The following is a 21738-nucleotide window of genomic DNA, read 5'->3' as shown; positions in this document are numbered from 1 at the left end:
TATCCCACACTAATACCTTGCAATTTTATTAATGCTACTTAAAAAAATACGCTGGACTTTAAAGCGACATCCTTTTCTGTATATGAGCCGCTTTCGGTTATTGTCTAAGAACTCTAATGAGGATGCTATCTCATCGATTTCTTATAACGACTGGAACAATAAAAAGGAGATTCCTAAGTACTTTTATGATATAAATTCCAAGATTTTCGAGCAGGGAAAACCAGACTCAGATTTAGAAGTCATCATTCAATTATCGACATGGTTATGTAAACATACCAAGGTGGGGCCCGGCTTAAGTGAGCCTTCAGCTAAAGCACTGGAAACCATGGTTTATGGTAAAGGAGGGGTTTGTAGCGATATGGCGCAGATTTTTAATAATTTTTGTGTGATTAACGACCTGAAAGTAAGAGAATGGGGAACCACGAGCGCTCCTTTTAACCGCGCTAATGGGGGACATTCCTTTAATGAAGTTTTTATTAAAGAATTAAACAAATGGGTCATGATAGATCCCTCTTGGGGCATGTTACTTTATAATGAGCAAAAAGAACCTCTCTCGGTTCTTGAACTTTACCACTTATCCCGCATGGGACAAACCGTAAGTAGTTATTGTTTTATTGAAGGCAAGACCATTGAAGATTCCCAACTAAGAAAAAATTACTTAAATTCCGATATCACCCCTTTTTTAATATGTGAATATCGCAACAAAACCTACGATCGCTATTTAAATATGGCTAGGCCTCATGTGCCCGTTTTTATCATCCATTTTTTTGTCTATCTTTCTGGTAAAAGCTATCATTACAAATTCCCAATAGACGATTATAAAAAAATATTTTCATAGAAACTCCTTCGGGTATTATATTCTATAAATGAGCAATTTTATAGTAACTTACAAGCCGATTAATATTTAATAAAACACCTTGAAAACCAATATTACCTACATCAGTGCCATTGGCTTACATGCAGTTATTGGGATGTTGATTTATTTTAATGAAACCTTAGCCAAAGTTTATTTTTTTGCAGCTTTTTTTTATTTTATGTACCGTATTATTACGGTTGTCGATAAATATAAAACTTATGAAGTTTTAAAAGCCTGTGCCTACTTTGTGGGTGCTGAAGTGTTTTTAAGAACGACTCACGGATCTATATCCTATGAGGCAGGAAAGTATTTAGTGATTCTATTTATGTTGATAGGCATGTTTTATAAAGGTATTTCTGGAAAAGCCTATCCCTATTTTATCTACTTGATGTTTTTGGTACCTTCTATCTTTGTGGCCTCCACAACCCTGAGTTTTGATGCGAATTTTAGAACGAATATTGCTTTTGTTCTAAGTGGTCCCGTTTGTTTAGGGATTGCAGCCCTATATAGTTATGATAAAAAAGTGACTTCAAAGCAATTGAATACCATTTTATTATTTGTTTTGTTGCCGCTGATAGCTCATGTGAGTTATAATTTCTTTTACACCCCAGATGTTAAAGAAATTATAACAAATACAGCCTCAAATTCTGCAGCGGCAGGTGGCTTTGGGTCCAATCAAGTAGCAACGGTTTTTGGTATGGGCATGTTTATACTAGCAGTACGGTTTTTTACTAAATCTCCTACCATGGCGCTAAAGATTTTAAATTTAGGTCTTTTTGGCATCATGACTTTTAGGGCTTTGGTAACTTTAAGCCGTGGAGGGATTTTTACAGCTATTATTGGAATTACAGCTTTTGTCGTTATTTATTATGGCGTAGTGAATAGGCGCAAACGAAATGAGCTCATTCAGTTATTTGCTTTGTTTTGTTTTGGGGTTTTTGCAATTTGGCTCTATTCCTCCACTCAAACCAATGGGATGCTTGATAAGCGTTATGCTAATCAGGACTCTTTAGGGAGAGAAAAGGCAGATGTCTCTACTGGGCGAGGTGATTTGTTTATGAATGAATTAGAAGGTTTTCTATCTAGTCCTGTTTTTGGTATTGGCTCTAGTCGGGCTAAAGATCAACGTATAGAATTAGAAGGACAAGGCTTAACATCTCATAACGAAATCAGTAGACTCTTGGCCGAACATGGTCTGTTTGGAGTAGTTATATTAATCATTCTAATTTTTAAGCCTTTATATTACCGGACGCAAAATAAAAGGAATGTGTATTTTTATGCTTTTCTTTGTATTTGGTTTGCTACCATTAATCACTCTGGTCTTCGAATAGCTATGCCCTCATTTATATATGCTTTAGCCTTATTAAACGTAACCAATGAAAAACGTCCTATACATAGGAAACAACTTAAAACAACAGACATCTAATATTTCTGCTATTGGTATTGTAGGGCCTAAGTTGGAGCAGGAGGGATATAACCTTACTTATGCTTCTTCTAAGGCGAACAAAATAGCAAGACTGTTGGATATGCTTTGGACTTGCTTTAGCCAAAGAAAAAGAACGGATGTGGTGTTGATAGATACCTACAGCACCCAGAATTTTTATTATGCGCTTTTGGTAAGTCAGTTATGCCGTGTTTTAGGGTTGCCCTATATACCAGTCCTTCATGGGGGAAATTTACCCCAGCGTTTAAAAAACAGCCCAAAACTCTCTCAAGCCATTTTTAAAAACGGGTATAAATTGGTGTCTCCTTCTCTATGGTTAAAGGAGGCCTTTGAAGAGGAAGGCTATCAAAATATCCATTATATTCCTAATAGCTTAGAACTAGAACACTACATTTTTCAAGAAAAGACGTTAGATGAGGTGAAGCTGTTATGGGTGCGGTCTTTTTCTAGTATTTATAATCCAGAATTAGCTGTAAAAGTTTTAAAAGCATTACAAGATCAAGGCATTGCTGCTAGTTTGTGTATGGTAGGACCAGATAGCGATGGGTCTTTAGAAACTGTCAAACAACTAGCCAGCAGTTTAAAGGTTTCCGTAACCTTTACGGGAAAACTTCCTAAAGAAGAATGGATAGCCCTTGCCAAAGACTACAACATCTTTATAAACACCACCAATTTTGATAACATGCCCGTAAGTGTTATAGAAGCTATGGCATTGGGCTTGCCTGTTGTTTCTACCAATGTGGGCGGTTTACCTTATTTAATAGATCATAAAACAGATGGCCTTTTAGTTCCTCCAAACAATGTTGAGGTTTTTGTGGAAGCCATCAAGCAACTTATTTCTCATCCAGAAGCTACTCAAGTTATGACTTTAAACGCTAGAAAAAAAGTGGAGGCTTTTGATTGGGAGGTTGTTAAGGAGAAGTGGTTTGAGGTTTTATCTTGATTTTCTTCTCGTACAGTCACTAAACGTTTTCAAACTCCCCTTTCTTCACCTCCGTTGCACTTCGGTAAATTCATTCCCCTCTTTAACTAAAGAGGGGAGCCAGCTTAGTCTTTTTTTAATGTAATTTGTTTAAAACTCCAAAACTTCCTAGTCATCCCAACAGTTTTCAGAAATAGTGAGCTACTAGATAATGTTTAGAAGATAGAAACAAACGGGAGTTGTAATCTAACAACATGGAAATTCCAGATTTATATAAAGAAAAAAGCGAACGTCACGCAGTGATTTCCTTAAAACGGTTTTGATTTTTTGTTTCTTTTGTATCAAGACAAAAGAATGAGAAAAGTTTATTTTAAATCAGTTTAAGGAAATGTCCCAACCTTCCAAAAGATTACTCGTGCGCTATTATTATTATTATTATTATTATAAAATGGAACTCCCGCCTTCGCAGAAGCTACGGTCGGGCAGGCGTGAATACTTCGTATTTCTCTCCGTTTCCCTACGTAACGTTCACTTTTTTTCTTAAGACATACCTGGAAGGTTCATAAAGTTGGTTTACAACTCCCGTTTGTTATTGCTCTATTAACTTCATGCAGTAGCTCACTATTTCTGAAGACAGTTGGGACACTCTACAAAATTTGAGCATTTTATCCAATAACATATCGAAAACAAAAATAGGGAGGATGACTCTTAATAACATCCATGTTAAAACCACCCATACCAGCAAATAAGTCTAAAAAATTATGCCGAATCCATTATAGTGATAGCTTTAGTAGGAATAATGTTTTTCTTGTCTAGGATAGCGTTCGCTTTCTCTTCACTAATTCGATAATATTCGCATAAAGCTTTCATACTTATTTCTCGTTCCTTGGGTAAATCGTACTTAATAATAATGCTGTTTAAAATTTTACAGGCAGTCTTATAGCATACACCTTTAAGTACAACTATATCATTAACTGTTAGAAACAACCTGTCCATGTTTAAACCTTACTAAGTAGCCGTTTTCCTAATTTGAATAGCTAGAATTATTACCCACTAAATGCCCTCATTTAGTTTTCAACCAATAAGTTAATAAATAAAAAACAATTTCATAACCTTATAACTTTCTTTTAAGAAAAGTCATTTTTATTGCTTCTTTTTAGACGAAAATGATGGTCTAATAAAATTAAAATAAAGAAACCCCCTACAGGATAAAAGGCTGCTAATTGGACACAAAAAAATAGGACTTCCCTATTAAATTTTTATGGAATATATAAATACAATGAAGTTTAGATTCATTTTGTTGAAACCCTATGCTTTAAAATCTATATAACCCTATTTGTTTTATAAATTTTAAAATAGCACCTAAGAAAACCACCCAATCCCCAATCCCCAATCCCTGCCCGTTGGCCTATCCCAAATGAGAACTAAGGCAGGTCCGTTGCATTTTCGGAGGCGGAAAAAATCAACAATCAACAATCAAAAATCGTCAATCCCCAATCCCTTTCCCATGCCTTTCCAATACCTTTCCCATACCTTTCCTATGCTTTTCCTATGAAGTTGTAAAACCAAGCTACCATTATTTTGCACCTACAATTAGGAACAGATAGGAACAGTTTGGAACTAATGAAGTACGTACCTGAACACATGTTATTTCAAATCTAAGAATGTGTATTAGTTTGGTAATCATCTGTATAGTATGGGTTTATCTGATTTTTTATTAAAAACCTGTCCTATGTTTGTGGTATTAGACGAAGCAATTCATAACATTCCTTTAATAAATCCTACAGGTTAACATGTTAGATTTTGGAAAAAAAGAATAGCCAACTAATAAAACTTTTTTTTTAATCTGATGAGCATACATGTTCATCCAAATATTTTAGAAATTATGGCAAAAGTTAAGTCATTATTTAATGTAGAAGGAACACTCGGTGAAGTGACATTCTACAAAGATCAAGACGGATATAAAATCCGTACTAAAAATGGTGTTTCAAAAGAACGCATCATGAACGATCCTGCATATGCAAGAACTCGTGAAAATCTTGCTGAGTTTGCAAATGCCGCCACAAGTGGTAAAATGTTACGCCGTAGCATTGTGAGTTTAATGAACGATGCAAAAGACAATCGCGTCTCGTCTCGCTTAATGCAGGTAATGAGTAGGGTTAAAAATGAAGATCTAATCTCTGCTCGTGGAGAGCGTAATGTAGCAACCGGCATCTTAACAACCTTGGGTATGGCTTGGTTAAGAGGATTTAATTTCAATAGAAAAGCCATTTTAGACAGTGTCCTACAGGCCTCTTATGTGTTAAATCCAGCAACCGGAGAAGTGGTTATTGACGATTTAGTTCCAATTCAACAATTGGACATCCCGGAAGGCGCAACCCATGTCACTTTAAGTTCAGGATTTCTAAACTTGGATTTTAACACAGGCGTTAAAGATTTGCAAGGAAGCAATCTGGTAAACCTGCCTATCGATGCTACTATTTCTACAGTGAATCTAACCCCTGTTGGTGTTCCTGTTGGAGTGGGACAGAACTTTTACTTCTTAAAAGTGGCTTTTTTTCAGCAAGTAAATGCAGTGCAATACCCTCTAAACAATGGCGCATTCAACGCCCTGCAAATTATAGAAGTTGTATAATTTAAAACCTGTTTAGATCTTGAAAGAAGACTGTCCGCAAGGGCAGTCTTTTTTGTGTTTCCTATATGCGAATAATACTGAAACAGACTGTCATTGCGAGGAGCACAGCGACGTGGCACATGCGGAGCATTCATATCTACTTCTAATAACTAAGTGTAATTCAAATGCTGTCATTGCGAGGAGCATAGCGACGTGGCATATGCGAAGCATTCACGAAATCCAATTTTGAAAATAATAACGCGTGAGTAATCTTATGGTAGGTTGGGACATTGTATTAAACTGATCATAAAAAAATAATATTCATTCTTTTGTCTTGATACAAAAGAACCAAACCTGCCTGCCGGCAGGCAGGAAATCAAAACTATCTTAAGGAATTACTCATACATTCTATTTCCTATTGGAATTCGTGAGTACTTCGTATTTCACTGCGTGACGTTCGCCTTTTTCTTAATATAACTCTGGGAGTGTCCATGTTGTTAGTTTACAACTCCCGTTTGTTTCTATCTCTTAAACATTATCTAGTAGCTCACTATTTCTGAAGACAGTTGGGCTGCCTATAAAGTATTGGAGTTTTGAATAAATAAAATTAAAAAGGACCAAGCCTAGGCTCCGCCCTTTAGTTAAAGACGACCAAGCGTAAAGAAATAGTGCTGTGGACTATTTTAGCGAAGGGGCTTGCCCGAATTTCGAATAAAATAAACGGCAGGCGGGCGAGCTGGCGCGGTGGCAATTTCTCTAGGTAGGAGGGCTAGACGGAGCCTGCCCGAATGCCGGACAGAATGGGAGGCAGGCAGGGGATTGTATTAGATGAAATATAATTTGTTCTATTTGCAAACTCCCCTTTCTTCACCTCCGTTGCACTTCGGTAAATTCATTCCCCTCTTCAACTGAAGAGGGGAGCCGTGAAGTTATTTTATATTAATATCTGTTAATTAAATTGAAAACTTCATCATGTCTTATAAATAAATAAAATAAAAACAACCATACACCATACACCACAAACCATACACCATACACCAAGCAACATACACCGAACAACGAACACCATACACCAAATAAACTTGCATAATTTTAACAACTTGTTATCTTTACCTAATAATTCAAGTAAATGCCAAGACAAGACATCCATTTTAATATTTCTGAACGTAAGATCCTATTAAGGGTTGTAGATATTTTAGCGGTACTGGGCATGTTATATCTTATTAGCTCCGTCTTTGATTTCGATTATTTTACAGTAACCCATGAAAATTGGACTTGGCTCCTGGTGTTAGTCCTTTATATTAGCGTGTTTGGAACTGTTTTCGAACTCTACGATCTTCAAAGAGCGAGTGAGAAAGAAAAAGTGTATAGTAATATTGTTTTAACCGTTTCTATTACGGTTTTATTTTATTTATTGACGCCATTTTTCACACCTTCCCTTCCTGCCAATAGGTTGCAAATAGGTTATTTTTATTTAGCAATTCTGTCTGCCTTATTTCTTTGGAGGTTTATATATCTTACCTTTATTACCTCCCCAAGATTTTATAAGAATGCTTTAATTGTAGGTGAAACGTCTAATATTGAAGCCATAGTAGATGCTTTTAATAGCTCGGATCCTAATTATAAGATTGTCGGTTTTATTAATTGTGAAGCGAATTTTTCTGGGAAGATTATATACAAAGGCATCCCTGAATATGCTTGTAGCGATATTCATGATATTATTAAAAGTGAAAAGATCTCTGAAATTGTAGTGGCCAGTTACAATGCTGAAACCATTACTACCGAAATATATAACGAATTGATTTTGCTCTTAGAACGTGGCTTTCCTATTAAGGAATATACCCAGGTTTTTGAAGACATGACCTATCGCGTGCCTGTGCAATTTGTTGGGAAAGACTTTTATAAGTATTTTCCGTTTAGCCGAAGCAATCACAACAAACTGTATCAATTCTTTCAAAGAACCTTCGACATCCTTTTCTCGTTTGTAGGCGTGACGCTTGGGTTTTTTCTGGTGCCATTTATCCTTCTAGGAAACCTGCTGGGTAATCGTGGCCCCTTATTTTATAAACAAGACCGCGTGGGTAAAAACTCTGAGATATTTTCAATCATGAAATTCCGTACCATGGTAGTTGATGCCGAAAAAAACGGGGCTGTTTGGGCCCAGAAGAACGACGCCCGGGTAACGCCTTTTGGTAGATTCTTAAGAGGCTCTAGATTAGATGAATTCCCTCAGTTTATAAATATTTTGAAAGGGGATATGAGCCTAATTGGTCCCAGACCAGAACGCCCCTATTTTGTAAAAGAACTTTCAGAAGTCATTCCCTTTTATGAAACCCGACATATTATTAGACCTGGTCTTACCGGTTGGGCACAAGTAAAAGTGCGTTATGGCTCTACAGTAGAAGATAGTCTCTTAAAACTTCAATACGATCTATACTACATCAAACACCGTAGTTTCTTTTTGGACGCCAATGTTATTGTAAAGACTTTAAGCACGATGTTGTTTTTTCGGGGACAGTGATTAGTTTGTAGTTTGCAATATTTAGTATTCAGTTGTAATTCAAATAATACTGGGGCTACTTTCAAACCCTCCGTCTAGACTTCCTCTGTCAGTCTAGACACCTCCCTTTAACTAAAGGGAGGAGCCCTAATTGTTATTTTTTATTATATGTATTTAAATAATATTAACTACACGGCTCCCCTCTTTAGTTAAAGAGGGGGATGAATTTACCGGAGTGATAACGGAGGTGAAGAAAGGGGAGTTTGCCTACCTATCCGAAAATTATTTTTTCGGTACAAGTGGGTTTTTTGAACCTCACTACTCACACCTCACAACTCACAACCCACAACTTTACAACAAACAACTCAACATCATACATCCTTCTGAAACCACCATACCAAATAAACATACCTTACTCCCAAAGGCAAAAGCAACGGCAACAAAGCAATAGCAAATACTTGAATGCCAACAACCCAATGGAAGGTTAACAGGCATAACATAATGATTAAGAATTTTAAATATTTAACAAACCAGACTTTAGGTGTTTGTTTGGAAACTTGCCCAATAACAAATAGGTTTAGGGCAAAGGCCCAAAGCAGGTTGTAGTTTTGTGCGGTGGCTTCATGGTCTGTTGCAAACCAAAGAAACAAGATAAGAACCCCTATAAGACCTGTTAGTGAAAATATAAGAAGATCTAGAATCTTAGTTCTGCGCTGTTTTTTATAATCGGAATAGGTGATACCCAAAATGATAAGACCTAGAATACTAAAGATAACATAGGGACTAAATAAAAACTGTTTAGAAACAGGAGTTTCTCTTTTTTCATAGACCAATTTACTCTCTTTTACCAAGTTTTGATCGGAGTTCGCTAAGCTAGCTTCCCCAAAAAAGGTATGGATGTATTTAGGTAAAAACATATGCTCTTCTGGCGTGGCTGGTCTATCTATAACAGATCCTAGGGCCAGATCGATACCTACAGCTCCCCAAGAATTGGTGTCCAATTGGTTGTGAATTAAGGTTCTAAAGGTTTCAGGTTGAAAGTCTTTTGGCGTGTTAAATACTACCTCTGAAGGAAGGTTTTTTACTAAAACATCCTGAATTCTAGTGGCGCAATTATCAAAGAAGAAATCGTAAAGATAGGCTCTGTTTTCTGGTTTGTAATTGGTTTCCAGATAGTCGTAAATCTGTTGTTTTTCTGTTTGTGAAAGGTTTAAAGTCTGTTCTTCAATGGTCCTGTTTTGGTACACATAACTGTTGTAGAAATCTTCGTAATAGTTTTTTCCTATTAAATAATTTAATTTCCCTTGAGCAAATTTCAGGTAGAAGTTAGGCGTGTTAAAGTCGTAAATACCATAATTATAAACAATGTCCACACCAAAGCGTTTGTCTTTTATTCTGTAGGCACTATGCCCAAACGCATCGTTTAAGGAGGTGCCTTGGCCAATAGTTAGGACGCTAATTTCGGCATCTTCAGAAAGTCTTTTCGTCTGTGAAAAAGTTAGAATACTAAATAGAAGCCCTATGATTAAAATGAAGTAATGTTTAGTCATAATTTGGGTTTAACGGAAAACACTAAAATCTATTTTTAATGAAAATACATTAGAATATAAGGCGATACTTTGATCCCCAATATCTGTAAATGCATAATCTATTTGAATGCCTTTATATTTAAAGCCAACGCCCATACTTGGTTGAAAGCTTACACGTTCGTTATTATCTAACAGCATTTCATTTTGAAAGTTACCAACTCCAGTTCTAAGATAAATCATATCTATATAACCAAATTCTAGACCTACAGCTGGACTAATGCTGGCAAAAGAAGTAGAGAGGACGTCGTTGTTTTGTTCGAAACGAATGTTCAGATCCACTTCCGTTAACAAAGAATAATCATGTCTAAAGATAAACTTCTTAGAGACTCCAAATTGTAATTTAGGAAGGGTGATTTCAGTAGTTTCTGGCAGTTCTTGATTCTGACCTTCAACGGCATCTTGGATTTTTTGATAGGCTTCTTCATTAATACTCCAGGTATTAAAGGTGGTTGTAATATCTCTGGCCATAATACCAAACTTCCATTCATCTCTGGTTTGAAACTGAATGGCGGCATCTAGACCAAAACCCCAAGAGGAGGCAAAGTCGCCAATAACACGTCTGATAACTTTGGCATTAATACCATAATTCAAGCCGTCTAAAGGGAGTTTCCTGGCATAGGAAAAAGTAACGCCATAATCTGCAGTAGAGAAGAGGCTAATTCTATCGTAATTGATATTCCCTTCGTCGTCTATAAGGTCGGTGGTATTTAAAATATCATCGACTGCAAATCGGATTAATGAAATTCCAATAGCACTTCTATCGTCAATAGGCATGGCAAACCCGATATAATCGTAGTTAGCAATGCTCTCAAAATAACTGGAGTGCATTAAAGCAAGTTGGTTATCTTCTACATGTACCAACCCAGCAGGATTCCAATACCCAGAATTAACATCGGCAGAATGTGCTGTCACAGCGTTGCTCATACCTAAAGCGGCGGCATCCACACCAATATTCATAAACTCGTTAGAATATTTTCTAACGGCTTGACTGAATACAGATACAGAAAGAAGTAAAAGTAATGTGGTAAATGTTTTTTTCAAAAAGCAATTCATTGTTTGCAAAGATGCATATTTTTTAACATATTAAACTTCAAAAGCTAGCAGTTATTGTATGGATCTTGGCGTTTTCATAATATTCTGCAAAATAAAGGATTAAATATGTTTCTATTTCTACATTTAATATAACCTTAACGAAAGGAGATACTTGTGTTTTTTTTCGTTCTCTGCTTTAACTAACAACCTTTTTAGTTGGTTGCAATCTAGTCTTTGTTCTCAATCAGACATCGCTAGTTGTTTTAAAGCAATTTATGACAAGGGATAGTATAACTTTCCTCCAAATAGCAACAATTTTTAGTTGGACGCCACTAAGTCTTTGTTCTCTATTCTTACAGCGAAGCGGTCTATTTTCTTTATTAAAGTTAATTACAATGAAGTCTATATTCTAAAAGCAAAGCGGTCTATGTTCTTTATTCTAACAGCTAAGCGGTCTTTGTTCTTTAATAAATTCTAAGATATTATCAATCATTTTGAAGTTCCTTTGGTATTAGACGAAAATAGTTTGCTATTTTTACAGCACTAAGTCTTTTTTATGAAAAAACAGATTCCAAATATCGTAACCCTTTTAAATTTATTTTCTGGGTGTATTGCCGTGCTTTTTGCTGTTAACAATCATTTTGTTGCTGCTGCCGCTTTTGTTGCTTTAGGTGTTTTCTTTGACTTTTTTGATGGGCTATTAGCCAGAAAGCTTAATGTTCAAAGTCCTTTAGGGATTCAACTAGACTCTTTGGCCGATATGGTTACTAGTGGCCTAGTTCCAGGGATTATTATGTTTAAGCTTCTTGTTTTAGCAAGTGATTCCTCCGATTTAATATCTTTTTCTAGCGATTGGAACAGTGTGATGCACTGGCAGGAATTTCAATTTGTGCCCATCGCTTTTATAGGATTTTTTATTACGATGGCTTCGGCTTACAGGTTGGCGAAATTCAATATAGATGAAGATCAACAGTCTTATTTTAAAGGCCTGCCAACTCCTGCAAATACCTTATTGATTATCTCTTTACCATTAATCATGGAGTTTCAGAACAACGATTTAATTAATGCTATTATTTTAAACTCTTGGTTTCTGGTTATTTTAACCTTAGTAAGTTCTTATCTGTTAGTATCGCCTTTTAAACTATTTGCCTTAAAATTCAAGGACTGGGGATTTAAAAATAATGCCATCCGTTATATTTTTATCATATTATGTATCGTTTTACTAACTGTTTTACAATTTGCAGCCATTCCAGTAATTATTTTGGTTTATATTTTGTTGTCTTTGGTGAATCAGCGTGGGATTAATTAGTTTTCGGTCGCCCGCCTTTGCAAATGCTACGGCCGGGCAGGCAGTCGCAGTCGCAGTTGCAGTTGCAGTCGCAGTCGCAGTCGCCCGCCTTTGTAAATGCTACGGCCGGGCAGGCAGTCGCAGTCGCAGTTGCAGTTGCAGTCGCCCACCTTTGCAAATGCTACGGCCGGGCAGGCAGTCGCAGTCGCAGTCGCAGTCGCAGGTGCAGGTGCAGTTGCAGTTGCAGTCGCAGTTGCAGTTGCAGTCGCCCGCCCCTGCCTGCCGGCAGGCAGGTTTGCTAGTCTCCTACGCCGAAATGGCTTCGAAGGCCGAAGAGCTACGGTCGGGCAGGCAGTTTCAGAAGTATGCGTACTGGTTTAATTATTATCTCTTTGGGACTTTGCGTCTCTGCATGATATTATTTGTATCTGCATTTTGTTTGAACATGGAATTTGGAATTTTAAAATTGGAATTTATATAAGTTATGGCCTCAGGATTTTTTGCACTATTAGATGATATCGGCGCCCTTATGGACGATGTAGCCGCCATGAGTAAAATAACCACCAAAAAGACCGCTGGGATTTTAGGGGATGACTTGGCTGTGAATGCAGAAAAAGCATCTGGATTTGTCTCTTCTAGAGAGTTACCTGTACTTTGGGCGATTACCAAAGGCTCTTTTTTAAATAAACTGATTATTTTACCTATTGCTTTTTTATTGAGTGCTTTTTTGCCTTGGGGAGTCACCGTGGTCTTAATTTTAGGAGGTGTTTATCTGGCTTTTGAAGGTGCTGAAAAGATCTATGAGATATTTGTGCCACATAAAGAAACCATCGTTACTGAATTGAAAACTCAGGAACTATCGGAATCTGATATTTTAGAACTAGAGAAAAAGAAAGTGAAATCAGCCATTATAACCGATTTTATTCTTTCAGTTGAAATAGTCATTATCGCATTAGGAACTGTAGTAGGAGAGGACATTCTGTTTCAAATAATGGTCGTTTCTATTGTGGCAATTATAGCTACCATAGGAGTGTATGGCATTGTAGCTTTAATTGTAAGAATGGACGACTTTGGTTTACGCTTAATCCGCTTAGGAAAAGGTAAAGGGGTCTTAAACTTCTTCGGAAACTTTCTAGTTCAGGCACTACCGAAGGTTATTAAAGCACTTTCTGTAATAGGAACCATAGCTTTACTTCTAGTTGCTGGAGGCATTTTTGCCCATAATATTGATTTCTTTCATCATATCTTGGAATCTTGGCCAAGCATGATAAGAGAATTTTTGATAGGATTAGCTGTTGGATTTTTGGCGCTTTTAGTTTTTAAGCTGGTGATGTGGGTAGTAGGGATGATTCGAGGGTGATTTATAGTCTCCCGCCCCTGCAGGTTCGCTGAAGCTATGGTCGGGCGGGCAGTCGCAGTGTTCAGTGGTTCGACTTCAGGATTCGATATTCAAGAAAGTTGTTCCACAGAGTCGCTCAGAGAGAATCACAGAGTCACACAGAGAAAATATGATTGAAGATTAGCGATTAACGATATATGATTTACGACTAAATAAGTTAATTAAATCAAAGCATTTTTTTAAAGTGTCCCGCTGATTTTCGCAAATTATCGCAGAGAGAATTTAATTAAGATGGACGATTAGCGATTTATGATTGACGATTGAAGATTAACGATTTTTGATTTACGAATAAATAAGTTAATTAAACTAAAGTTTTTTTACGCAGAGTTGCTCAGTGAGAATCGCAGACCAGTCTTAAAGGCAGGGTTACACAGGGCATGTTGGAAATCATTTATATGCTTGTTTTAGAACCTAAAACTTCTGGTTCAGACTATAATCATAACCCATAATTCAGAACTCTTGTTTTAACTAAGGTCTGTTAGGTAGTAGGAATTTGGAATTTAGTTTTTTTTGGAATTTGGAATTTGAAAAGTTACTCCCTAATCTTCTTCTTACGCAACTCAAAGTTCTGACCTAAGTACACTTTTCGAACCATCTCGTCGTTAGCTAACTCTTCTGGTTCTCCAGCTTTTAAAATACTCCCTTCAAACATTAAATACGTTCTATCCGTAATGGCTAGAGTTTCTTGAACGTTGTGGTCTGTAATAAGAATTCCGATATTTTTCTTGGTAAGTTGTCCAACAATACGCTGAATATCTTCAACAGCCACAGGATCCACACCTGCAAAAGGTTCATCTAATAAGATAAAACTAGGGTCTGTTGCTAAAGCTCTAGCAATTTCGGTACGTCTTCGTTCTCCACCGGATAATAAATCGCCACGACTTTTACGAATATGTTCTAAGCCAAACTCTTCAATTAAAGATTCCATTTTAAGGTGTTGTTCTTTCTTACTCATTTTGGTAAGCTGTAACACGCTTAAAATATTATCCTCAATACTTAACTTTCTAAAAACAGAAGCTTCTTGGGCCAGATAGCCAATCCCATTTTGAGCACGCTTGTACATGGGGTAATTGGTGATATTGGTATTTTCTAAATGAATGCTTCCACCATTAGGTTTAATAAGTCCAACGATCATGTAGAAGGAGGTGGTTTTTCCAGCGCCATTAGGTCCTAAAAGACCTACGATTTCTCCTTGATTGACTTCCAAAGAAACATCTTTTACTACTTTTCGTCCGTTGTAGGACTTCATTAAATTCTCGGCTTTTAACTTCATATGCTTAGCTAATAGGTGCTAAAATAGTAAAATAGACAGACAGTCTTTGTTTTGTAGGTCTATTTATTAAAAGTTTAACGTGTTTCATCTAAAGCGTCCCAGAACTCGTAGGCACGACGTAAATGAGGAATCACAATCGTTCCACCAACCAAAGTAGCAATGCTTAAAGCTTCTACAACTTCTTCTTTTTTCAAACCTATTTTATGACTTGTTTCTAGATGGTATTTGATACAATCGTCGCAACGTAATACGGTTGAAGCCACCAATCCCAACAGCTCTTTGGTCTTTACGTCCAAAGCGCCTTCTTGAAAAGCATTGGTGTCTAAGTTAAAAATGCGCTTGATAACTTTATTGTTATCAGACAATATTTTATCGTTCATCTTAGTACGATAATCATTGAATTCGTTTACGATATCAGACATGTTTTTTTTCGTTTTTCTTTGCGTTTCTCGCTTGATTTCTTACCACTATTCTCGAAATATAAATACTTACTTGATAAAGAATCAAGATTGGAATAGCTACAATTATTTGACTTGCAATGTCTGGCGGGGTTATAATAGCTGAAACTATCAATACAATGACCAGTGCAAATTTTCGGTATTTTTTTAATATTTGAGGGGTTACCAAACCTATCTTGGTTAAGAAATAGATGATAATTGGCAATTCAAAAATAATACCAGATGCCAAAGCAGACGACCTTACTAAAGAAATATAAGAGCTAATATCTATTTCATTCGATATTTCGCTACTCACACTATAGGTTCCTAAAAAGTTAATGGATAAAGGGGTTACTATATAGTATCCAAATAAAACGCCTAAAAAGAATAAGAAGGAAGAGATAAATATAAATCCTCTAGAATGCTTACGTTCTGAAGCATGTAATCCGGGACTTAAAAATTGCCAGAACTGAAAGATTATATAGGGAAAGGCTATTACCAAACCAGCAAAAATGGAGGTCCAGATATGTGCTGAAAACTGCCCAGCCATGGTTCTATTTTGAATTCTAAACGGAAACTCATCTAAACAAAAGGTGGTTTCGATGCCTATATATTGAGACATACTACAGAGCCACTTATAAGTAGGGAAATCCATTTTCTTTGGTCCAAAGATGATGGTGTTGAAAATAAAATCTGAAAAGATAAACGCTACAGTTCCACAAATTAAAATTGCAAAGGTAGAGCGTATTAGATGCCAGCGTAAATCCTCTAGGTGATCGAGGAACGACATTTCGTTCACATTCTTCTTTGCCATTATAAGATGCCTTCTTTAATTAAATCGTGAACATGTACTACTCCAGCATAACGCCCTTTATGCTCCACTAATAATTGAGAAATCCCGTATTTTTCCATAAGCTCCATAGCATCTACAGCCATAGCATTAGAATCAATGCGTTTTGGTTTCCCACTCATAATATCTTTGGCAGTCAGGTTTCTAAAATCGTCTGTCTTACTTAACATACGTCTTAAATCCCCATCCGTAATAATCCCTAAAATCTTACCGTCTTCAACAACAGCTGTAACTCCAAGCATTTTTTCGGTAATTTCTATGATAATATCTTTAATACCAGTTTCTAAACTAACACTAGGTTTTTGGTTGACTTCAGACATATCGCTAACACGCAAGTATAGTTTTTTACCCAAAGCACCACCAGGATGGTATTTGGCAAAATCTTTACTTGAAAAGCCTCTTAATTCCAACAAACAAATAGCCAAAGCATCTCCCATAACTAATTGAGCTGTGGTGCTAGTGGTTGGTGCTAAGTTATGTGGACAAGCTTCCTTTTCTACATAAGCATTCAATACATAGTCTGCTTGTTTTCCAAGAAAAGAATCTTTATTACCGGTAATGGCAATCATTTTGTTTTTTGCATTCTTTATAAGAGGGACCAAAACTTTAATTTCTGGGGTGTTCCCGCTTTTTGAAATGCAAATAACGACATCGTCTTGAAGGATGAGACCTAAATCGCCATGGATGGCATCTGCCGCATGCATAAAAACAGCAGGCGTACCTGTTGAATTTAAAGTAGCCACAATTTTAGTGGCAATGATAGCGCTTTTGCCAATTCCAGTGATGATAACACGGCCTTTGGAGTTGTAAATTAACTCGACAGTTGCTGCAAATTCCTCGTTTATATAACTGGAAAGATTGAAAATGGCTTTGCTTTCCATCTCAATCGTTTGTTTTGCAGTGTTTATAATAGAATTCTGGTTGTTCAAAATTTATTATTTTTTTGGGTTGATGCTTTTAAAGAATTTCATATCTTTAAAGTTATTCAAACGCATTAAAGATTTAGTACGTTTAAATATGCTGCAAAGCTAACGAAAAATATTTTGTGAGTTCTGTTATTACCCTACTATAATTAATAGCATTTTAATTTTAGTGAAGATATAAAAAGTGTAAATTAAAATTAGAAAGATTCATGTCGATAATTGAAAACGACATACAACAAGCTTTAAAAACTTTTTTCGGCTTTAGTGTGTTCAAAGGATTACAAGAACCAGTTATAAAAAGCATTTTATCTGGAAACGATACTTTTGTTATTATGCCCACTGGTGGCGGTAAATCCCTATGTTACCAACTACCTGCCCTTATGCAAGAAGGTACAGCCATTATAGTTTCTCCTTTAATTGCTTTAATGAAAAATCAGGTGGATGCCATAAGAGGTATCTCGAAGGAAGAAGGCATTGCCCATGTATTAAATTCGTCTTTAAACAAAACGGAAATAAAGCGGGTGAAGCAAGACATTGTAGATGGTGTTACCAAACTATTATATGTCGCGCCAGAATCTCTTACAAAAGAAGAAAATGTGGAGTTTTTACGCACTGTAAAAATTTCTTTTATGGCCGTAGATGAAGCCCATTGTATAAGTGAATGGGGTCATGATTTTCGTCCAGAATACAGAAACTTAAAAAATATCATTCAACGTATTGGTGATAATATCCCAATAATAGGTTTAACTGCTACGGCAACCCCAAAAGTTCAGGAAGATATTTTAAAGAATTTGGCCATTCCTCATGCAACAACTTTTAAAGCGTCTTTTAATAGACCTAATTTATACTACGAAGTACGTCCGAAAACCAAACATGTGGATGCAGACATCATTCGTTTTGTCAAACAAAACAGTGGTAAATCTGGAATTATTTATTGTTTGAGTAGAAAACGCGTAGAAGAACTATCGCAAACCCTTCAGGTAAACGGAATTAAAGCCGTGCCTTACCATGCTGGTTTGGATGCGAAAACCAGATCGAGACATCAAGACATGTTCCTGATGGAAGATATAGATGTGGTTGTAGCCACTATTGCTTTTGGAATGGGAATAGATAAACCGGATGTTCGTTTTGTAATACATCACGACATTCCAAAAAGTATTGAAAGCTATTATCAGGAAACTGGTCGCGCTGGACGAGATGGCGGAGAAGGACATTGCTTGGCTTTTTATGCTTATAAAGACATAGAAAAGTTAGAGAAGTTTATGTCTGGTAAACCGGTAGCTGAACAGGAAATTGGTCAAGCTTTATTACAAGAAGTCGTTGCTTATGCCGAAACGTCTATTTCTAGAAGAAAATTCATCTTACATTACTTTGGGGAAGCCTTTGATACGGAGACTGGCGAAGGTGGCGATATGGATGATAATATTCGTTTTCCTAAAAAGAAAACCGAAGCCATGGCAGATGCCAAACTGGTTTTAGAAACGGTTGAAGCTACCAACGAAAAATATAAGGCTAAAGATTTAGTAAACGTGATTGTAGGTAAAGCCAATGCCTTGATAAAATCTCATAGAACAGACGAATTGCCGTTTTTCGCAAAAGGAAGTCACAAAGAGAAAGGGTATTGGATGGCTTTAGTAAGGCAAGTACTTGTAACAGGGTATATGAAAAAAGATATTGAAACCTATGGCGTGATTAAAATAACGGCCTCTGGGAAAGAGTTTATACAGCATCCCACCTCTTTTATGATGACAGAGGATCATGTGTTTGACTATTCTGGAGACGATAGTATTGTGTCCACTTCTAAAGCAGGAGGAGCAGTAGCTGATGAAGTTTTAATGAGCATGCTAAAGGATTTACGTAAAAAGAATGCTAAAAAGTTAGGGGTGCCACCCTTTGTGATTTTTCAGGATCCTTCTTTAGAAGATATGGCTCTAAAATATCCATTAACGGTTGAAGAATTAAGTAATGTTCATGGGGTAGGAGATGGAAAGGCTAAAAAGTATGGTCCCGATTTCATCAAATTGATAGCCACTTATGTAGATGAAAACGAGATTATTCGTCCAGACGATATGATTGTGAAATCTACTGGTACCAATTCGTCTTTAAAATTGTATATCATTCAAAATATTGACAGGAAATTACCTTTAGATGACATTGCTTCTGCAAAAGGTATGGCCATGAAGGATTTTATTAAAGAAATGGAAGCCATTGTTTTTTCTGGAACCAAATTAAATATCAATTATTGGATAAATGATATTCTGGACGAAGAGCAACAAGAGGAAATCCACGATTATTTTATGGAAGCCCAAACCGATAAAATTGATGAAGCTATTGATGAGTTTGATGGCGATTATGACGATGAAGAATTGCGTTTGTATCGCATTAAGTTTATAAGCGAAGTGGCTAATTAGTCGGTAGACGGTAGGTAGTAGGTATGAGGTAGTAGGTGTGCGGTAGTAGGTGTGAGGTAGTAGGTGTGAGGTAGTAGGTATGAGGTAAGGAGGTAAACAAATTATGATATTCTTCAACCAACCTGTCTAACGACAGGCAGGCAACTAACATTTTTACTATCATTAGGTAGAACTTCAAAAATCTAAAATCGTTATTCGTTAATCTCAAATCATTCCTTATCTTTGCCATTCAATTAAAACATAGAACATGCAAGACGGTTTATACGCAAAATTCAATACGAATAAAGGAGAGATCCTTGTAGCTTTAGAATACAAAAAAACACCAGGAACAGTGGGGAATTTTGTTGCTTTAGCAGAAGGGAACATGGAAAATTCTGTGAAACCTCAAGGAACACCTTATTATGATGGTTTAAAATTTCATAGAGTCATTCCAAATTTTATGGTTCAAGGTGGCTGTCCACAAGGATCAGGATCTGGAAATCCAGGTTATAAATTTGCTGACGAGTTTCATCCAGAATTAAAGCATTCTGGCCCAGGTGTTTTGTCTATGGCAAATGCTGGACCTGGTACTAATGGTTCTCAGTTTTTTATTACACATATCGAAACCCCTTGGTTAGATAACATGCATACGGTTTTTGGAAACGTTGTTACAGGTCAGGATGTAGTCGATGCTATTGCTCAAGGCGATGAAATTGAAACTTTAGAGATTGTAAGAGTTGGTTCTGAAGCGGAAGCTTTTAATGGTATTGAAGCTTTTAGAACTTTTGAAGGGTCTCGTGAAAAAAGAGTTGCTGCAGAAAGAGATGCTAAAAGAGCTGAATTAGATGCTTTAGCTGTTGGTTTTGAAGAAACTAAAAGTGGTCTACGTTACCAGATTTTGCAAAAAGGAACAGGAAAAAAAGCCGAAAAAGGTCATACCGTTTCTGTACATTATAAAGGACAATTACCAGACGGAACCGTATTCGATTCCTCTTACAAACGCAAACAACCCTTGGAATTTCCAATAGGAGTTGGGCAAGTTATTGCTGGTTGGGATGAAGGAATCCAACTTTTAAATGTTGGAGATAAAGCGAGATTGGTAATTCCTAGCGATTTAGGTTATGGAAGTGCTGGTGCTGGAGGAGTGATTCCACCAAATGCTACTCTGATTTTTGATGTGGAATTAATGGATGTTAAATAAGAATGACATTTTAAATAAGTTATAAAAAAAACTGCCTAATTAAGGCAGTTTTTTTTGTTTATATCTTATTTTATGAAAGAATAAGATAAATAAATACCATAAGTGTCATGACGTTTATGAGATATCCATGTGTATTCAGCCAGTTATTTAAACTGCTCATAAGTTGGTTTCCTTTTTTGCCAAAACTAAAATAAACCAATAAAGGGGTAGAGGCAATAAAAGTCACCAAACTAACAAAGGGTATTATTTCTGTTAAGGTTGAGTTTTTAAGGTTTAAAAAGCCTGCAACTGTAAAGATTACGGCAATGTCTCCCGGCATAATAGCAATAAGTAGAAATGCAATTAATGCTATTTTTTTAAGTGGTGCATCGTTAATATTCGCCATCCATTTGGGTGGTTTTGTTAGTTTTTTCCTATTTATAATATTTTTTATAATTAGAAAAATGAAAATACCAACCAAGAGATATTTAAAAATAGGCTTTCCATGCATAGACATGGTGTGCATGTGTGTGGTGGATATGAGATAATAATAAAGAAAGGTGAAGAAACAAAGAGATGTGCTTAGGGTTAAAATATAAACTAAGGAACTTTTTACGGGATCTTTTCTTGTAATCAATATCATTGGAACCAAAATTTGTGGACCAAGCATAACCGTAAGTGCCAAGGGAAGGTAATGTAAATTGGACATCATATATTATATGTAATAAGTTTTATTTGTTTCTTCATGTTGACGCACAAATAGTGGGTGATAGATTCTTCATATTTAATCTCTCTTTAACCACGAAAATAAAAAAATCAATAATAATTTCAATCTGATTATCAATGAATATATGCGGAAAACTAAAGAAGAGCCAAATTAGCTAAAAAAAGCGACATGCTAAAATGGACTTTTGGAATCTCTTAAACAGCTATGCATTTATCTGAAAATTAACATTCTATTTATCTAATTTAATTAAATCAAAGCAGTTTTAGTCTTAATCAATCAAAGACCGAAACCTTAGTTAATTGCATTCAACGTAG

17 protein-coding genes are annotated in these 21738 nt (G+C 36.2%); 9 read left to right on the top strand and 8 right to left on the bottom strand.

Annotation, left to right across the window (positions count from 1 at the left end):
- The first annotated feature begins 82 nt into the window (after window positions 1–82).
- From IEV77_RS12630 to IEV77_RS12620, 3 genes are all read left to right on the top strand, one after another.
- Window positions 83–838: a transglutaminase-like domain-containing protein gene (locus tag IEV77_RS12630; RefSeq protein ID WP_188465389.1), complete on the top strand. Its 756-nt coding sequence runs from the start codon at window positions 83–85 to the stop codon at window positions 836–838.
- Between the two features lie 79 nt (window positions 839–917).
- Entirely contained in the window at window positions 918–2282 is a 1365-nt protein-coding gene (locus IEV77_RS12625; protein WP_229736667.1) for an O-antigen ligase family protein, read from the top strand.
- Window positions 2233–3243: a glycosyltransferase family 4 protein gene (locus IEV77_RS12620; RefSeq protein ID WP_188465387.1), complete on the top strand. Its 1011-nt coding sequence runs from the start codon at window positions 2233–2235 to the stop codon at window positions 3241–3243. The genes IEV77_RS12625 and IEV77_RS12620 overlap by 50 nt, the downstream gene beginning before the upstream one ends.
- 738 nt (window positions 3244–3981) lie before the next feature.
- On the opposite strand, the gene IEV77_RS12615 is transcribed toward IEV77_RS12620, so the two are convergent.
- On the bottom strand, window positions 3982–4218 hold the full coding sequence (locus IEV77_RS12615) for a hypothetical protein (protein ID WP_188465385.1): 237 nt from the start codon (window positions 4216–4218) through the stop codon (window positions 3982–3984).
- 889 nt (window positions 4219–5107) lie between these two features.
- On the opposite strand from IEV77_RS12615, the gene IEV77_RS12610 reads away from it, so the two are divergent.
- Both IEV77_RS12610 and IEV77_RS12605 read left to right on the top strand, forming a co-directional pair.
- On the top strand, window positions 5108–5857 hold the full coding sequence (locus tag IEV77_RS12610) for a hypothetical protein (protein WP_188465384.1): 750 nt from the start codon (window positions 5108–5110) through the stop codon (window positions 5855–5857).
- 1108 nt (window positions 5858–6965) lie between these two features.
- Window positions 6966–8357, top strand: coding sequence for a sugar transferase (locus tag IEV77_RS12605; RefSeq protein WP_188465382.1), 1392 nt, complete (start codon window positions 6966–6968; stop codon window positions 8355–8357).
- 350 nt (window positions 8358–8707) lie between these two features.
- On the opposite strand, the gene IEV77_RS12600 is transcribed toward IEV77_RS12605, so the two are convergent.
- Window positions 8708–9886 (bottom strand): lipoprotein N-acyltransferase Lnb domain-containing protein, encoded by a 1179-nt coding sequence (locus IEV77_RS12600; RefSeq protein ID WP_188465380.1) that lies wholly within the window; start codon window positions 9884–9886, stop codon window positions 8708–8710.
- 9 nt (window positions 9887–9895) lie between these two features.
- On the bottom strand, window positions 9896–10966 hold the full coding sequence (locus IEV77_RS12595; RefSeq protein WP_229736666.1) for a putative type IX sorting system protein PorV2: 1071 nt from the start codon (window positions 10964–10966) through the stop codon (window positions 9896–9898).
- Window positions 10967–11513: 547 nt separating this feature from the next.
- On the opposite strand from IEV77_RS12595, the gene IEV77_RS12590 reads away from it, so the two are divergent.
- Both IEV77_RS12590 and IEV77_RS12585 read left to right on the top strand, forming a co-directional pair.
- A complete protein-coding gene (locus IEV77_RS12590) occupies window positions 11514–12266 on the top strand; it encodes a CDP-alcohol phosphatidyltransferase family protein (protein ID WP_188465377.1) in 753 nt (250 codons plus the stop codon).
- A 463-nt stretch (window positions 12267–12729) separates the two neighbouring features.
- Window positions 12730–13605 (top strand): DUF808 domain-containing protein, encoded by an 876-nt coding sequence (locus tag IEV77_RS12585; protein ID WP_188465375.1) that lies wholly within the window; start codon window positions 12730–12732, stop codon window positions 13603–13605.
- 571 nt (window positions 13606–14176) lie between these two features.
- Here IEV77_RS12585 and lptB read toward each other — a convergent pair.
- The 4 genes from lptB to IEV77_RS12565 all read right to left on the bottom strand — a co-directional run bounded on the left by lptB (window position 14177) and on the right by IEV77_RS12565 (window position 17133).
- Complete coding sequence (gene lptB / locus IEV77_RS12580) at window positions 14177–14917, bottom strand: LPS export ABC transporter ATP-binding protein (protein WP_188465373.1); 741 nt, start codon at window positions 14915–14917, stop codon at window positions 14177–14179.
- A gap of 74 nt (window positions 14918–14991) precedes the next feature.
- Window positions 14992–15339, bottom strand: a complete 348-nt coding sequence (locus IEV77_RS12575) for a carboxymuconolactone decarboxylase family protein (RefSeq protein WP_188465371.1) — start codon at window positions 15337–15339, stop codon at window positions 14992–14994.
- Entirely contained in the window at window positions 15332–16168 is an 837-nt protein-coding gene (tatC, locus tag IEV77_RS12570; RefSeq protein WP_188465369.1) for a twin-arginine translocase subunit TatC, read from the bottom strand. The genes IEV77_RS12575 and tatC overlap by 8 nt, the downstream gene beginning before the upstream one ends.
- Window positions 16168–17133, bottom strand: a complete 966-nt coding sequence (locus tag IEV77_RS12565) for a KpsF/GutQ family sugar-phosphate isomerase (RefSeq protein ID WP_188465367.1) — start codon at window positions 17131–17133, stop codon at window positions 16168–16170. The genes tatC and IEV77_RS12565 overlap by 1 nt, the downstream gene beginning before the upstream one ends.
- Before the next feature lie 203 nt (window positions 17134–17336).
- Here IEV77_RS12565 and IEV77_RS12560 point away from each other — a divergent pair, with 203 nt between their 5' ends.
- Window positions 17337–19538: an ATP-dependent DNA helicase RecQ gene (locus IEV77_RS12560; RefSeq protein WP_188465365.1), complete on the top strand. Its 2202-nt coding sequence runs from the start codon at window positions 17337–17339 to the stop codon at window positions 19536–19538.
- Window positions 19539–19785: 247 nt separating this feature from the next.
- On the top strand, window positions 19786–20718 hold the full coding sequence (locus IEV77_RS12555) for a peptidylprolyl isomerase (RefSeq protein WP_188465363.1): 933 nt from the start codon (window positions 19786–19788) through the stop codon (window positions 20716–20718).
- A 70-nt stretch (window positions 20719–20788) separates the two neighbouring features.
- Here the strand turns inward: IEV77_RS12555 and IEV77_RS12550 are convergent, their stop codons facing one another.
- Window positions 20789–21409 carry a GAP family protein gene (locus IEV77_RS12550; RefSeq protein WP_188465361.1) on the bottom strand — a complete coding sequence of 207 codons (621 nt, stop codon included), beginning with the start codon at window positions 21407–21409 and terminating at the stop codon, window positions 20789–20791.
- Window positions 21410–21738: the final 329 nt, after the last annotated feature.

The organism is Xanthomarina arctica (assembly GCF_014638915.1).
Lineage (GTDB): Bacteria > Bacteroidota > Bacteroidia > Flavobacteriales > Flavobacteriaceae > Xanthomarina > Xanthomarina arctica.
This window is presented reverse-complemented; position numbering and strand designations above follow the sequence as displayed.

Coding starts and splice junctions, on each gene's coding strand:
- lptB (WP_188465373.1), bottom strand. CDS start 14,917: ATGAAGTTAAAAGCCGAGAATTTAATGAAGTCCTACAACGGACGAAAA.
- IEV77_RS12615 (WP_188465385.1), bottom strand. CDS start 4,218: ATGGACAGGTTGTTTCTAACAGTTAATGATATAGTTGTACTTAAAGGT.
- IEV77_RS12600 (WP_188465380.1), bottom strand. CDS start 9,886: ATGACTAAACATTACTTCATTTTAATCATAGGGCTTCTATTTAGTATT.
- IEV77_RS12620 (WP_188465387.1), top strand. CDS start 2,233: ATGAAAAACGTCCTATACATAGGAAACAACTTAAAACAACAGACATCT.
- tatC (WP_188465369.1), bottom strand. CDS start 16,168: ATGGCAAAGAAGAATGTGAACGAAATGTCGTTCCTCGATCACCTAGAG.
- IEV77_RS12550 (WP_188465361.1), bottom strand. CDS start 21,409: ATGATGTCCAATTTACATTACCTTCCCTTGGCACTTACGGTTATGCTT.
- IEV77_RS12555 (WP_188465363.1), top strand. CDS start 19,786: ATGCAAGACGGTTTATACGCAAAATTCAATACGAATAAAGGAGAGATC.
- IEV77_RS12605 (WP_188465382.1), top strand. CDS start 6,966: ATGCCAAGACAAGACATCCATTTTAATATTTCTGAACGTAAGATCCTA.
- IEV77_RS12575 (WP_188465371.1), bottom strand. CDS start 15,339: ATGTCTGATATCGTAAACGAATTCAATGATTATCGTACTAAGATGAAC.
- IEV77_RS12610 (WP_188465384.1), top strand. CDS start 5,108: ATGGCAAAAGTTAAGTCATTATTTAATGTAGAAGGAACACTCGGTGAA.
- IEV77_RS12560 (WP_188465365.1), top strand. CDS start 17,337: ATGTCGATAATTGAAAACGACATACAACAAGCTTTAAAAACTTTTTTC.
- IEV77_RS12585 (WP_188465375.1), top strand. CDS start 12,730: ATGGCCTCAGGATTTTTTGCACTATTAGATGATATCGGCGCCCTTATG.
- IEV77_RS12630 (WP_188465389.1), top strand. CDS start 83: ATGAGCCGCTTTCGGTTATTGTCTAAGAACTCTAATGAGGATGCTATC.
- IEV77_RS12590 (WP_188465377.1), top strand. CDS start 11,514: ATGAAAAAACAGATTCCAAATATCGTAACCCTTTTAAATTTATTTTCT.